Here is a 14,254-nt window from a genome sequence, read left to right as displayed (position 1 = left end):
AAGTCTGACATTCGGACACGAGCTCAGCTGTAAGTACGTGCTTACAGCTGAGCTCGTGTCCGAATGTCAGACTTGACCCCAAAGTTGCTTGCCCAAAAGTTGTTTAATCGAAGCAGAGGCGCTTCTTGGTGGCGGCGATCAGCTTGGCGTCGTAAGGATGCAGGTTCTCGATGAACAGCAGCTCCGTCTCGTCCGGCTCCTCCAGGCACATCGCCAGCATCATCGGACCATCCTCCATCCGGCCCAGGAAGTGCTTGGGCCAGCGATTCTTGCGGTTCGCCTTCAGCACTTCCATCCCCAGCTTGGCCAGCGGCGCCTTCACGCCGGCAGCCAACGCTTCCTTCTGCCAGTCGTCCCAGTAATCGTTCATCATCTTGCCTTCAAAAGTGCACTAAAGCCATAGTGTACTCCCTCAGCCCCCTTTCCTACCAAAACCAGACCAAAGTGGCATGCAAATGCGACACCGGACCAGTTGCGCCAAAAACCAGAAATCACCCATAAAAACAATCACTTACAAATACATTCCAAGTCGACAACGCAAGTCCACTTCAATATTTTTTAATACCAGTTAAATACCTGTTGACAAGCTGGTTTGCCAGCCCATATAGTGCCCTCAACACGGGGCATCCCGGCACAGCATTCTCGGATAATCATGATCGACTTTTTAATCGGCGTTGACGGCGGCGGCACCGGCACCAGGGTGCGCCTGGCGCGCATCGACGGCATGGAACTGGCCGAAGGCGTCAGCGGCCCGTCCGGCCTGATACACGGCATCGCCAACGCCTGGGCCTCGGTCGAGGACGCGGCCGGCATGGCCTTCCGCGCCGCCGGCATCGACTTCCCCGCCAGGGACACCATCGCCATCGGCCTCGGCCTGGCCGGCGTGCACAACCGCGCTTGGGCCGCCGAGTTCGTCGCGGCCAATCCCGGCTACGCCCGCGTGGCGCTGGAATCGGACGGCCACACCACCGTGCTGGGCGCCCACCGCGGCCAAGCCGGCGCCATCATCGCGCTCGGCACCGGCAGCGTCGGCGAGATCCGGCGCGCCGACGGCGTGCACGTCGAGGTCGGCGGCTGGGGCTTCCCGGCCGGCGACGAAGCAAGTGGCGCCTGGATCGGCCTGCGCGCCGCCAACCATATGCAGCAGGTGCTGGACGGCCGCGTGCCGGCCAGCGCCTTCAGCGCCGACCTTGCGCAAGCCTGCGGCAACGGCCGCGACGCGCTGCAGAACTGGCTCGCGAAGGCCAACCAGACCAGCTACGCGCAACTGGCGCGCATCGTGCTGCAGCACGGCGAGTCGAACGACACCGCGCGCGCCATGCTGCTCGAGGCGGGACGCCAGGTGGAATTGATGGGCAACGCGCTCGACGCCGGCGGCAAGCTGCCGATCGCGCTGTGCGGCGGGCTGGCGGCGCCGTTGCGCCCCTACCTGCCGGTCTCGATGTTGAAGCGGATCGTCACGCCGCAGGGCGATTCCGCCGCTGGGGCGCTGCGGCTGATCCAACAACGCCTGAAGGAGTAAGCCCGTGCTAGCCCAGTTGAGCGATTTCCAGCCCGATGCCGACAGCGACACCCCGCTCTACATGCAGCTGGCGAACAAGCTGTCCGACGGGATCGCCGCCGGCGACTGGCGCGCCAACGAGGCCCTGCCGTCCGAGCGCGTGCTGTCGGACATGCTGCACATCTCGCGCGTGACCGCCCGCAAGGCGATCGACATGCTGTGCGAGCGCGGCATGCTGACCCGCAAGCGCGGCTCCGGCACCTACATCACGCCCAAGCTGGAGCAGCCCTTGTCGCGCCTGACCAGCTTTTCCGAGGAGCTGCGCGAGCGCGGCTTCAACGCCGGCTCGCGCTGGCTGCAGCGCGACATCGGCATCGCCTCGCCGGTGGAGCTGCTCTCGCTCGGCCTGTCGCCCAACATGCCGGTGGCGCGCCTGAAGCGCCTGCGCACCGCGGACGACGTGGTGATGGCGATCGAGACCACCACCATCCCGGCCCAGTACATGCCCAATCCGCACAGCGTGACCGATTCGCTGTACGGCTATTTGGAAGCCAACGGCACCATCCCGATGCGCGCGCTGCAGCACATCCGCGCCGTCAACGCCAGCGCCGAGCAGGCGCGCCTGGCCAATATCCCCGCGGGTGCCGCCATGCTGCACATCACCCGCGTCAGTTATCTCGACAACGGCGCGGCGGTGGAACTGACCCACTCGTATTGCCGCAGTGATTATTATGAATTCGTAGCGGAGTCGCGCAGATGAGCAGTGCAATCCAAGGCAATATCCTGACGTCGGCGGGCTGGGTCCGCGGCGAGATCACCTTCAGCGACCGCATCGCCGCCATCCATGGCAGCAGCACCGACCCGTCCCAAAACGAAGACGCCTATATCCTGCCTGGCTTTATCGACCTGCACGTGCACGGCGGCGGCGGCAAGGATGTGATGGAGGGCGGCGACGCGGTCCACACCATCGCCGCTATCCACGCGCGGCACGGCACCACCAGCATGCTAGCCACCACGATGACCGCGCCGCCGGAAGACATCGACCTGGCGCTGCAGGGCATCGGCAAGGCCGCCGCCCAACGAGGCAAGGGCGAGGCGCGCGTGCTGGGCGTGCACCTGGAAGGACCGTTCATCAACTCCGGCAAGCTGGGGGCACAGCCGCCGTACGCGCGCACCGCCAAGCTGGCCGATGTCGAACGCCTGGAGGCGATCGCGCCGATCAAGTTGATCACTGTGGCGCCGGAAATCGGCGGCCACCTGGCGCTGGTGCGCGAACTGTCCGACGCCGGCATGCGCGTGCAGATCGGCCACACCCTCGGCAGCTACGAGGACGGCGTGGCCGCGCTGGAGCACGGCGCGCACGGCTTCACCCACCTGTTCAACGCCATGACCGGCCTGCACCACCGCGAGCCCGGCATGGTCGGCGCCGCGCTGGCCCACGCGCAGTACGCCGAATTCATTCCCGACCTGCTGCACGTGCACCCCGGCGCCATCCGCACCGCGCTGCGCTGCATCCCGCAGCTGTACTGCGTGACCGATTCGACCGCCGCCACCGGCATGCCGGACGGCGAGTACATGCTGGGCCGCCACACCGTCATGAAGTGCATGGGCGGCGTGCGCCTGCCCGACGGCACGCTGGCCGGCAGCACCCTCACCATGGACCAGGCGCTGCGCAACCTGGTCGGACTCGGCCTCGATCTGGCGGATGCCTCGGCACGGGTCTCAACGTATGCGGCCGATTACCTCGGCCTGCAAGAGCGGGGCCGCCTGGCCCCCGGCGCCTACGCCGACTTCGTGGTGCTCGACCGTGACCTGAATCTCAAAGCCGTCTATATCGAAGGAGAATTGTTGTGACCTCAATGATGTTGAAAGAAGCCCTGTCCGCCGCTGATTGCGTAGCCCTGCAGCTGGCCAGCGATGGAGACCGTTACGCGGAGCTGGGCCGCAAATTGAGGAGCACGTCCTTCTCGACCGCGCTGACCATCGCGCGCGGCAGCTCGGACCACGCCTGCGCCTACGCGGCCTACCTGATCATGGCGCGCCTGGGGCGCGTGGTGGCCTCGCTGCCGATGTCGCTGGTCACCCTGAACAAGTCGCCGCTGATCACCCGCGACACCTTGGCGATCTCGATCTCGCAATCGGGCCAGAGCCCGGACGTGGTCGAGCCGATCAAGTACTTCCGCGACGGCGGCGCCACCACCATCGCGCTGGTCAACGACATCGATTCGCCGCTGGCGCACGCCGCCGAGTGGGCGATCCCGCTGCGCGCCGGCAAAGAGCAGAGCGTGGCCGCGACCAAGAGCTTCATCACCAGCATGGTGGCGGGCGCGCGCCTGGTGGCCGCGTGGCAGAACGATCCGGAGCTGCTGGCCGGCCTGGAGGCCCTGCCCGACTCGCTGCGCGCGGCGACCAAGGAGGACTGGACCTCGGCCATCGAAGTGCTGGCGCCGGCCCGCAACATCATGGTGGTGGGACGCGGCATCAGCTTCCCGGTGGCGCTGGAGGCGTCGCTGAAATTCAAGGAAACCTCGGCGCTGCAGGCGGAAGCCTTCAGCGGCGCGGAGATCAAGCACGGCCCGATGGCGCTGATCGAGGAAGGCTATCCGCTGGTGATCTTCGCCACCCGTGGCCCGACGCAGGCAAGCCTGCTGCAGCTGGCGTCCGAGATGCGCGGCCGTGGCGCGCGCGTGCTGCTGGCCGCGCCGGCCGACGTGGCCGAGCGCGACCTGACCTTGCCGGTCGCCGCCACGCCGGACCTGGACCCGATCGTCGCGATCCAGGCCTTCTACGTGATGGCGGCCCAGCTGTCGGCCGCGCGCGGCATGGACCCGGACGCGCCGCGCCACCTGAGCAAAGTCACCAAGACCAACTAAGAGCAATGCCGCACGCAAAACCGTCATCCCCGCGCACGCGGGGAGCCATACTGAAGCGGCGTGCACGCTCAGCATGGATTTCCGCCTTCGCGGGAATGACGGCGGCGCTGGCCATGTCTGTCGCCCTCGCGGCGCCCGAGAAAATCGAATTCTGGACCTTCAGCATGAAGCCCAAGTTCACTCCCTACTTTGAGACGCTGGTGAAAAACTACGAAGCCGGCAATCCGGGAGTGAAAGTCGAATGGGTCGACTTCCCATGGGACGTCATCCAGACCAAGCTGGTGACGCGCATCGTCGCCGGCACTCCGCCCGCGCTGGTCAACCTGAACGTGCCCTGGGCCGACGAATTCGCCCGCGACGGCCTGCTCGCGCCGGTCGACGCGCTGCTCGGCGACGCCCGCCCGCGCTACCTTCCCAGCACGCTGGAGGACCTGCGCTTCGGCGGCAAGACCTACGGCTTCCCGATGTACAGCAACGTCGCCGTCATCGCCTACAACACGCAAATTTTCAAAGCCGCCGGCATCCCGCACGCGCCGCGCGACCTGGACGAGCAGCTGCTGTTCGCGCGCCAGATCGCCGCCCGCACCGGCAAGGCCGGTCTGTGTCCCGCGCTGTCCAAGATCGACGGCCTGATGATGCAGCAAGGCCTGCCCGTGATCCGCGACGGCAAGGCGGTGTTCAACTCGCCCGCCCACATCGCGCTGATCGCCAAGCTGGCCGAGACCTACAAGGCCGGCGGCCTGCTGAAGGACGCGCTGTTCGCCGAGGATAATTTCCCCGCCGCGATCGACGCCTACAAGGGCGGCCGCCTCGGCATGCTGCTGGCGCCACCGACGGCCGTCAAGCGCATCGAGACCGACGCCAAGGACATCTACGCCATCACCGACGTGGCCCCCGCGCCGCTCGGCCCCACCGGCATCGCCGACGGCGGCTGGTTGATCCACTTCGCCGTGCCAAAAAACGTCGACGCGAAACTGTTGCCGGCGGTCGGCAAGTTCGCCCGCTACCTGACCAACGACGCCAACCAGCTGGCCTTCGCCAAGCAGGCCAGCGTGTATCCGGCGATGGCGCAGGCGGCCAACGATCCCTTCTTCACCACCGTGCCGCCGGGCGCCGGCGCGGCCGAAAAGGCCGTATCCGCAGGCGCCGTGTCGATGCCGCATTCGCACACACTGTACGTGGCCGGCATCACCGACTACGATGAACTGCGCCGCTACCTGGTGAAGGCCGTCGAAGCCGGCGTCACCGGCAAGCAGGACGTGAAGCAGGCGCTGGACCAGGCGGTGGCCATCTGGAACAAGAAACTCGCCGCGCAGCGGAGCCACTGACATGCGCGACGCCCATCCCGCCCCGGCCCAGGCCAGCGCGCTCGCCACGACGCCCGCCGCCAAGCCCGCGTCCGCGCGCCGCGTGAACCTCACCGCTTGGCTGTTCCTCGCCCCCGCGCTGGCGCTGCTGGCGGTGTTCTCGTTCTGGCCGGTGGCCTTCGGTTCCTTCCTGGCCTTCACCGACTACAGCCTGATACGCGAAACCCACTGGGTCGGCCTGGACAACTTCCGCTACATCTTCGACAACGAGATGTTCGTCACCGGCCTGAAAAACTCGCTGGTGTTCCTGCTGATGGTGCCCTTCGTGCAGATCGGCGCCCTGGGCCTCGCGGTACTGGTCAACAACCAGCTGCCCGGCATCCGCTACTTCCGCGCCGCCTTCTACGTGCCGGTGGTGACCACGGTCTCGGTGGTCGGCATCATGTGGGGCTTCATGTTCCACGAACAGGGCGCGCTCAATTACGTGCTGATGACGATGCGGCTGGTCGGCGCGCCGGTCGGCTGGCTCTCCAACGACAGCCTGGCGCTGTTCGCCATCATGTTCGTCACGCTGTGGCGCGGCCTTGGCTGGTACATGGTGATGTACCTGGCCGCGCTGCAGGCCGTCCCCGCCGACATGCAGGAAGCGGCCATCCTCGACGGCGCCAACCGCTGGCAGCGATTCTGGCAAATCACCGTGCCGATGCTGCGCCCCACCATCATGGTCTGCTCCATCCTGTCGGTGCTGGCCGCGCTCAAGGCCTACCAGGAAGTCGACGTGCTGACCCAGGGCGGCCCGATGAACTCCACCTTCACCGGCTTGTACTACGCCTACGACCAAGGCCTCAAGCACCTCAAGCTGCCGCGCGCGCTGGCCGCCAGCTTCGTCATGTCCATCTTCTGCATCGGCATCGCCCTGCTCTGCCTGCGCTACATAAAACCCAAGCACCGATGATGAAGACCGCCGCCCACTACCTGCTGCTCTGCGCGATCGCGGTCGTCTGCGTGTTCCCTTTCTGGTGGACGCTGGTCACGGCCATCTCCACCGAGGGCAATATCTTCGCCTTCCCGCCGACCTTCTGGCCGAAGCAGCCGTCGTTCGACAACTTCATCGAAGTGTTCAAGGCAATCCCGATCTGGTCCTTCTTCCGCAACTCGGTGCTGATCGCCGCCTGCACAGTGTTCTGGAAGCTGGCGCTGTGCTCCGCCGCCGCTTACCCGCTGGCGCGCATGCGCTTCAAGGGCCGCAGGCTGGTGTTCGGCCTGATCCTCGCCACGCTGGTGCTGCCGTCCGAGGTGAACTTCCTGGTCAACTTCATCACCGTGACGAAACTGAGCCTGGTCGACACCTACACCGGCGTGATCCTGCCCAACGTGGTGACGGCGGTCGCCATCCTGCTGCTCAAGCAGGCCTTCGAGGAAGTGCCGCAGGACCTGATCGACGCCGCCCGCGTCGACGGCGCCTCCGAATGGACCATCTTCAGCAGGATCATGCTGCCGCTGATCGCCCCTTGGCTGGCCACGGTCGGCATCCTGACGGCGGTGGAAGCCTGGAACGAATACATCTGGCCATCCATCGTGATGAGCAAACCCGACGAATTCCCCCTGTCGGTGGGCGTGCTGTATTTGCGCGGCACCTTCGGCAGCAGCACGCGCGTGATCGCCGCCGGCACCATATTGACCATCCTGCCAACGCTGGCAGCCTTCCTATTTACCCAACGATTCTTCATGCGTGGCATGGACGGAGCTGTGAAATGACCCCAACCCAAAACGACCTCAGAAAACTCGCCGGACAACTGATCATGATCCGCTTCCCCGGCACCGTGCTCGATGCCGCCACCGCGGACTTCATCCAGGCCAACGGCATCCGCGCCGTCTGCCTGTTCCGCGGGAACATGACCGGCTCCGAACAGCTGGCCAAGCTGACCGCCGACCTGCGCGCCGTGATGGGCCCCGAGTCGCTGATCGCCATCGACCAGGAAGGCGGCGCCGTGGTGCGCTCGACCTGGGTGCCGGCGCCGCCGGCCGCCATGGGCCTGGGCGCCGCCGACGACACCGACCTGGCCCGCCGCACCGGCGCCGCCGTGGCGCGCGCGGTCAAGGCGCTGGGCTTCAACTGGAACTTCGCGCCGGTGCTGGACCTGAACAACAACCCGGACAACCCGGTGATCGCCGAGCGCTCCTTCGGCGCCGATCCGAAGCGCGCCACCGAACTGGCGATGGCCTGGATGGCGGGCAGCCACGCGGAGGGCGTGGCCTGCTGCGTCAAGCACTTCCCCGGCCACGGCGACACCAACGTCGATTCGCACCGCGCCCTGCCGACCGTGAACAAACCGCTGGAGGAACTGGCGCAGTTCGAGTTCGCGCCGTTCCGCATGGCCGCCGGCCAGGCGCCCGCCATGATGACCGCGCACATCGTCTACCCGACGCTGGACGCCGACAATCCGGCCTCGCTGTCGCGCCGCATCCTGCACGACCTGCTGCGCGACGAATGGCACTACAAGGGCATCGTCATCACCGACGGCATGGACATGCACGCCATCGCCGGCCGCTACGGCGTGGGCAACGCAGCCGTGCGCGCGCTGGCCGCCGGCGCCGACATGGTGATGGCGCTCGGCACCACCGAGACGCAGAACGAAACGCTGGACGCCATCGCCGCCGCCATCGCCTCGGGCGAGGTGCCGATGGCGGAGATCGAGCAGCGCCTGGCGCGCCTGTCCGCGCTGGCATTGGCCTATCCATGCAAGCCGCGCTCCTACAAGGAAGACGCGGCCGACCGCGAGCTGATGGCCGAGGGCTGGCGCCGCAGCCTGACCGCGTACCGCGCGCCGGTGCGTCCGGCGCCGGGCGCGCAGGTGCGGCTGGTGGTGCGCCAGGACGTGGTCAGCGACGGCGTGTCCGAAGCCGGCGTGCCGGCCGAAGGCGTGGCGGCCTCGCTGCGCCGGCTGTACGACGTCGAGCTACTGACCTTTGCCGACGCCGACACCTTCGACTGGAGCGCGCTGCCGCAGGACGGCCGCTTCACCATCCTGGCCTCGACCTCGCGCCTGCGCTACGGCGAGCACGCGCGCACGACGTGGAAGCCGGACCTGCACCTGGCGCTGTGGAACCCATACCAGGCGCTGGACATCCAGTCGCCGTCGCTGATGACCTACGGCTTCGCCCAGCCGGCGCTGGACGCGGTCAACGGCTGGCTGTGCGGCGAACTGGAAGCCACCGGCAACGCACCGGTGCCCGGCTTCGCATAACAATTCAATCGGGGAGGAGGCAACATGATGGACAACAAAAAAATACGCGACCCGAGGTTCTGGGTGCCCAGCCTGTACCTGGCGCAGGGCCTGCCGTTCTTCGCGGTGGCGATCGTCGCCAACCAGATGTTGAAGAGCATGGGCGTGCCCAACGACGAGCTCAATCACTGGACCGGCTTGATCGGCTTCGCCTGGGTGTTCAAGCCCTTATGGAGCCCCTTCCTGGAACTGGCCAGCAGCAAGAAGCTGGTGGTGGTCGGCTTCCAGGTCTTCGGCGGCTTGTGCCTGGGCGGCGTGGCGCTGGCGCTGCACGCGCCGTTCTGGTTCGCGGCCTGCATGGCGATGCTCGCGCTGGTCGGCATCTCGTCGGCCACGCACGACATCTCGTGCGACGGCTTGTACATCGCCAGCCTCGATGAAAAAGGCCAGGCCAAGTACGCCGGCTGGACCGGCACCTTCTTCAACGCCGGCAAATTCTTCACCACCGGCGGCCTGCTGCTGCTGGCCGGCCACTTCGAGAAGACGCTGGGCGTGGTGCCGGCATGGACCATCAGCTTCTGCATCCTGGCCGCCATCATGGTGGCGCTGGGCCTGTACAACAGCTGGGCGCTGCCGACCGCGAAGAACGCCGTCACCGCCGACACCAACGCCGGCGCCATCGCCCGCACGCTGTGGGAGGTGATCGTCGAATTCTTCAAAAAGCCCGGCATCTGGGTGTCGATCGTGTTCATCATCCTGTTCCGCGCCGGCGAGGCGCAGGTGCAGTCGATCGGCCCCTTGTTCCTGCGCGAGGCGCGCCACCTCGGCGGCCTGGGGCTGACCACCGCCGAAGTGGGCGCCGTGTATGGCACCGTCGGTACCGTGGCCTTCGTGGTCGGCAGCATCGCCGGCGGCTACTTCACCTCGTGGCTCAGCCTCAAGCGCGCCATCCTGTGGCTGATCCTCGCGGTCAACCTGCCCAACGTCGCGTTCTACCTGCTGTCCGTGTTCCAGCCCACCGAGCTGTCGGTGATCGGCGTGGCGCTCAGCGTGGAGATGTTCGGCTATGGCTTCGGCTTCGTCGGCCTGATTTTGTACATGATGCAGGTGGTCGCGCCGGGCAAATACCAGACCGCCCATTACGCCTTCTCGACCGGCATCATGCAGCTGGGCTTTGTGCTGTTCAAACTGTTCAGCGGCGACATCCAGCTGTCGCTGGGCTACCAGCACTTCTTCGTGTGGGTGATGCTGTGCGCGATCCCGGTGGCGGTGCTGTCGCAGCTCATTCCGATGACCGCGCGCCCGCAGCCCGAGGAAGCGCCGGCGCCGCAAGCCGTGCACGCGGGTTAAGCGGATGGCCAGCGTCAGCCTCAAACAGATCGTCAAGAGCTACGACAAGACGCCGGTCATCCACGGCGTCGACCTCGATATCGCCGACGGCGAATTCATGGTCTTTGTCGGCCCCTCCGGCTGCGGCAAGTCCACGCTGCTGCGCATGATCGCCGGCCTGGAGGACATCGGCGGCGGCACGCTGCACATCGGCGGCGCGCTGGCCAACGGCGTCGCGCCGGCGCAGCGCAAGCTGGCCATGGTGTTCCAGTCCTACGCGCTGTATCCGCACATGACGGTGTACGAGAACATGGCCTTCGCGCTCAAGCTGGCCGGCCGCAAGCCGGCCGAGGTGGCGGCGGCGGTGGAGCGCGCGGCGGCCATCCTGCAGATCGCGCCGCTGCTCAAGCGCCGGCCGAAGGAGCTGTCCGGCGGCCAGCGCCAGCGCGTCGCCATCGGCCGCGCCATCGTGCGCACGCCGGAGGTGTTCCTGTTCGACGAGCCGCTGTCCAACCTGGACGCCAGCCTGCGCGTGCAGATGCGCGTCGAGATCAGCCGCCTGCACCAGGAACTGAAGACCACCATGATCTACGTGACCCACGACCAGGTCGAGGCGATGACGCTGGGCCAGCGCATCGCCGTGTTCAACGCCGGCCGCATCGAGCAGGTCGGCACGCCGCATGAGCTGTACAACCATCCGGCCAACCTGTTCGTGGCCGGCTTCCTCGGCACGCCGAGGATGAACTTCATCGCCGGCGAGGTGGTCGCCGCGTCGGCGCGGCGCGCCAGCGTGCTGCTGCCCGGCGGCGCCATCGTCGACGTGGACGTCGGCCCGCCGCACGCCGGCCACGCCACGCCGGGCGACGGCGCCGCGCCAGACAACCGCGTCGCGATGGGCGACCGCGTCACGCTGGGCGTGCGCGCCGAGCACCTGTCCATCGCCGGCGCGGGGCAGGCCGACAATCAGGCCAACACCATCGACGTCGGCGTCGGCCACGTCGAGTACCTGGGCGACCAGTCCATCGTCTACGCCACGCTGGCCGGCATGGGCGAGATGATCGCCGTCAAACAGGGCGCGGAGGCGCCGCCGCCGCACCCCGGCGGCCGCGCGCGCGTGCATCTGCCGCCGGCGCGCTGCCTGCTGTTCGACGCCGCCGGCCGGGCATTGGCGCGCGCCCCGCTACACGCTTGAATTCGTGGTTTCGCCCCGTTTTATGTAACAATACGCGGGTTTACACTGTCGCGATGGCATGGCTTACCCGCCGGCCCTCTAATTTGTCTGATAGAAGGATAATTCATGTCCCACATTCGTCTCGCTCGTATTAGCCTGATCCTGGCCGCCATCGGCCTGAACGCCGTACCGGCCGTGTTGGGCATGTCGCCCGTCTACGCCGCCGAAGCCGCCAAACCGGCCGAGCCGCCGAAGGATGCCGTGCGTCCCGAGATCTACAAGTTGATCGATCCGGCCCAGACCAAGGAACTGCTGGCGGCCAAGAACTACACCGAATTCAAGAACCGCATCGACACCTCGGCCGCCATGCCGAACGTGACGCCGTACGAGGCCTTCGTGCTGAACCAGATGCGCGTGCAACTGGGCCAGGCCACCGGCGACTATCCCGCCACCGTCAAGGCGCTGGGCGAGATGATCGACTCCGGCCGCCTCAAGCCGGAGGACAAGCTGCGCTTCATCGACGCCGTCGGCGGCATCTACTACAGCAACATCAAGGACTATGACCAGGCCATCGCCTGGTTCACCCGCTACGGCACCGAGTCGGGCGACACGCTCAAGCAGCGCCAGTTCATCGTGCGCTCCTACTTCTTCAAGAACGACTTCGCCACCGCCAAGGCCGAGGCGCTGAAGGACATCGAGGCGGCCAAGAAGACCGGCGCGGTCCCGCCGAAGGATGAGCTGAACCTGCTGGGCAACGTCGGCATCAAGACCAAGGACACCGAGCTGTATCTGCAGGCGGTCGAGGAACTGACCCGTTACTATCCGACCGAGGACTACTGGTTCGACCTGCTCAACCGCACCCGCGGCAAGAAGGCCTACGCGCCGCGCCTGGACCTGGACATCGCCCGCCTGAAGGCGCTGGCCGCGCCGTCCAAGATGGAGCCCGAGGACTACGCCGAAATCGCCGAGCTGGCGGTGCTGGGCGGCTTCTTCACCGAAGCGAAGATCGCCATGGACAAGGGCTACCCGGGCGCCATCCCGGCCGACAAGAACAAGGCCGCGCTGCAGAAGATCCGCGACAGCGCCAACAAGGGCGCCGCCGACGATGCCAAGAACATCGACAAGGGCATCGAGTCCGCGCAGAAGTCCAAGGACGGCGTCGGCCTGGTCAACCTGGGCTACAACTACGTGACCCTGGGCCAGAAGGACAAGGGCATCGAGCTGATGAAGCAGGGTATCGCCAAGGGCGTGGCCAAGAATCCAGAGGACGCCAAGCTGCGCCTGGGCTACGCGCTGGCCATCGCCGGCAAGAAGGACGAATCGGTCAAGCTGCTCGAGACCATCACCGGCAACGACGGCCGCGGCGACCTGGCGCGCTACTGGATCATGTTCCAGAACCCGCCGGCGCCACAGCCGGAAGCCAAGTAATCCAAGCAAAACCGGCCTCGCGCCGGTTTTTTTATTTGCGCATCGCCGCCGACAGGGCGCGCAGCATCTGCTGGCCGCCGTCGGCGCTCAGCTCCCAGAACATCGCGCCGCGCAGGCCCTGCGCCTTGACGTAGCGGGCCTTCTCCTCGAGCGAGGCCGGGTCCTCGTAGCTGATCCAGACGCGGTCCGCCGCGCGGTACAGGTACGGCGCCTTGGCCGCGCCGTTCCAGTGGCGCTTGAAGCCCTGCCCGCCCTCGTGGCCCGCCGTCAGGTAGCCCAGCTTGAGCAGGTGGCCGAAGCCGTACGAATTCCCGCCATCGACACCGCCGCCGGCGCCGCCGTCGCAGTCCTGGTACTGGCCGTCGCCGGCCGCGCCGGGCGCGCAGCCCTTCCATCCGTAGCCATAGAACGGCACGCCCATCACCAGCTTGTCCGCCGCCACGCCCGCCCGCAGGTAGCGCTGCGCCGACGCCGACGCGTACAAGCCGTCGGCCGTCACCGGGTCGGCGACGTCGGCGTACAGCGCGGCGTGGTGGCCGCTGCGCTTCTCCCACGGCATGTGGAAGTCGTAGGTCATGATGTTGATCCAGTCCAGGCTCCGCGCCAGTTCCGCGATCCAGCCGCCGCCCGCCGCGCCGTCGTTGACGTAGTTGGCGTTGCCGCCGGCGGCGATGGTGATGCTGTAGTGCTTGCGGTCCTGCCGCCCGGCCGCGTCGAAGGCCGCGCGCAGTTCGCGCGCCAGCGTGATGAAGTTGCGCTTGTCGGCCGGCCTTGCGCACACGGCGCCCGCCACGCAAGGCACGCCGGCCTCGGTCGGGTATTCCCAGTCGATGTCGACGCCGTCCAGGCCGAAGCGCCGCATCAGCTTCACCGACGAGGCGACGAAGCTGGCGCGCGCCTCGGCGCTGTCGGCCACGTTGGAGAACTGGTTCGACCAGTCCCACCCGCCGACCGACACCACCACCTTGAAGTTCGGATGCCGCCGCTTCATCGCCACCAGCGCGCGCAGGTTGGCGCCGTCCTTGGCGGCGTCGCGGAACACCAGCGCGCCGTTGGCCGATTGCGCGTCGCCCGCCGCGTCCTGGCATGGCGCCACGTAGTTGACCGACGGTTCCGGGTTGCCATGCTTGCCGTTCCAGCAGACGTCGAGGAAGGCGTACAAGGCCATCGTCAGCCGGCCCGCGTCGACGTTGGCGGCGGTGACGGGGAAGGCGTCCGATTTCCAGCCGGGGTAGTAGCCGACGATTTCCGGCGCGCCGCCGGCGGTGGTGGCGGTGGCAATGGCGTTGGCCGAAGCGCCTGCGGTGGCGGCACCGGAGGCAGCGGCAGCATTGGCGCCGGCGTTGGCAATGGCCGGCAGCGCGGCGGCCAGTGCGGCCGCCATGGTCCAGCGTTTGAGGCGATGCGTGTTCATAGAT

The 14,254-nt window shown here is 67.2% G+C and carries 13 protein-coding genes; 11 read left to right on the top strand and 2 right to left on the bottom strand.

Features of this window, described 5'->3' with window-relative positions; all coding sequences use genetic code 11:
- Positions 1–103: 103 nt before the first annotated feature.
- Positions 104–370 carry a hypothetical protein gene (locus ACUJB0_RS12485; protein WP_444845500.1) on the bottom strand — a complete coding sequence of 89 codons (267 nt, stop codon included), beginning with the start codon at positions 368–370 and terminating at the stop codon, positions 104–106.
- A 282-nt stretch (positions 371–652) separates the two neighbouring features.
- On the opposite strand from ACUJB0_RS12485, the gene ACUJB0_RS12480 reads away from it, so the two are divergent.
- From ACUJB0_RS12480 to ACUJB0_RS12430, 11 genes are all read left to right on the top strand, one after another.
- Positions 653–1,522, top strand: a complete 870-nt coding sequence (locus tag ACUJB0_RS12480) for a glucosamine kinase nucleotide-binding domain-containing protein (RefSeq protein WP_444845499.1) — start codon at positions 653–655, stop codon at positions 1,520–1,522.
- 4 nt (positions 1,523–1,526) lie between these two features.
- Entirely contained in the window at positions 1,527–2,261 is a 735-nt protein-coding gene (locus tag ACUJB0_RS12475) for a GntR family transcriptional regulator (RefSeq protein ID WP_444845498.1), read from the top strand.
- Positions 2,258–3,355: an N-acetylglucosamine-6-phosphate deacetylase gene (gene nagA, locus ACUJB0_RS12470; protein ID WP_444845497.1), complete on the top strand. Its 1,098-nt coding sequence runs from the start codon at positions 2,258–2,260 to the stop codon at positions 3,353–3,355. The genes ACUJB0_RS12475 and nagA overlap by 4 nt, the downstream gene beginning before the upstream one ends.
- A gap of 5 nt (positions 3,356–3,360) precedes the next feature.
- Entirely contained in the window at positions 3,361–4,374 is a 1,014-nt protein-coding gene (locus ACUJB0_RS12465; protein WP_161095944.1) for an SIS domain-containing protein, read from the top strand.
- Positions 4,375–4,487: 113 nt separating this feature from the next.
- Positions 4,488–5,702 carry an ABC transporter substrate-binding protein gene (locus ACUJB0_RS12460; RefSeq protein WP_444845496.1) on the top strand — a complete coding sequence of 405 codons (1,215 nt, stop codon included), beginning with the start codon at positions 4,488–4,490 and terminating at the stop codon, positions 5,700–5,702.
- 1 nt (position 5,703) lies between these two features.
- On the top strand, positions 5,704–6,636 hold the full coding sequence (locus ACUJB0_RS12455; protein ID WP_444845495.1) for a carbohydrate ABC transporter permease: 933 nt from the start codon (positions 5,704–5,706) through the stop codon (positions 6,634–6,636).
- On the top strand, positions 6,633–7,439 hold the full coding sequence (locus ACUJB0_RS12450) for a carbohydrate ABC transporter permease (protein WP_444845494.1): 807 nt from the start codon (positions 6,633–6,635) through the stop codon (positions 7,437–7,439). The genes ACUJB0_RS12455 and ACUJB0_RS12450 overlap by 4 nt, the downstream gene beginning before the upstream one ends.
- Positions 7,436–8,929, top strand: coding sequence for a beta-N-acetylhexosaminidase (nagZ, locus tag ACUJB0_RS12445; RefSeq protein ID WP_444845493.1), 1,494 nt, complete (start codon positions 7,436–7,438; stop codon positions 8,927–8,929). Before ACUJB0_RS12450 ends, nagZ begins: the two co-directional genes overlap by 4 nt.
- A 27-nt stretch (positions 8,930–8,956) precedes the next feature.
- The gene (locus ACUJB0_RS12440) at positions 8,957–10,258 is read left to right on the top strand and encodes an MFS transporter (protein ID WP_444845565.1); all 1,302 of its coding nucleotides are present in this window, start codon (positions 8,957–8,959) and stop codon (positions 10,256–10,258) included.
- A gap of 4 nt (positions 10,259–10,262) precedes the next feature.
- A complete protein-coding gene (locus tag ACUJB0_RS12435) occupies positions 10,263–11,429 on the top strand; it encodes an ABC transporter ATP-binding protein (RefSeq protein ID WP_444845492.1) in 1,167 nt (388 codons plus the stop codon).
- Positions 11,430–11,534: 105 nt separating this feature from the next.
- Entirely contained in the window at positions 11,535–12,836 is a 1,302-nt protein-coding gene (locus ACUJB0_RS12430) for a hypothetical protein (RefSeq protein WP_444845491.1), read from the top strand.
- Between the two features lie 31 nt (positions 12,837–12,867).
- Here the strand turns inward: ACUJB0_RS12430 and ACUJB0_RS12425 are convergent, their stop codons facing one another.
- Positions 12,868–14,250, bottom strand: a complete 1,383-nt coding sequence (locus ACUJB0_RS12425) for a glycoside hydrolase family 18 protein (RefSeq protein ID WP_444845490.1) — start codon at positions 14,248–14,250, stop codon at positions 12,868–12,870.
- Positions 14,251–14,254 lie beyond the last annotated feature (4 nt).

The organism is Duganella caerulea (assembly GCF_040362985.1).
In the GTDB taxonomy this organism is placed as follows: Bacteria; Pseudomonadota; Gammaproteobacteria; order Burkholderiales; family Burkholderiaceae_D; genus Rugamonas; species Rugamonas vulcania.
The sequence above is the reverse complement of the archived record's forward strand: the minus strand, read 5'-3'. Positions and strand labels throughout refer to the sequence as shown.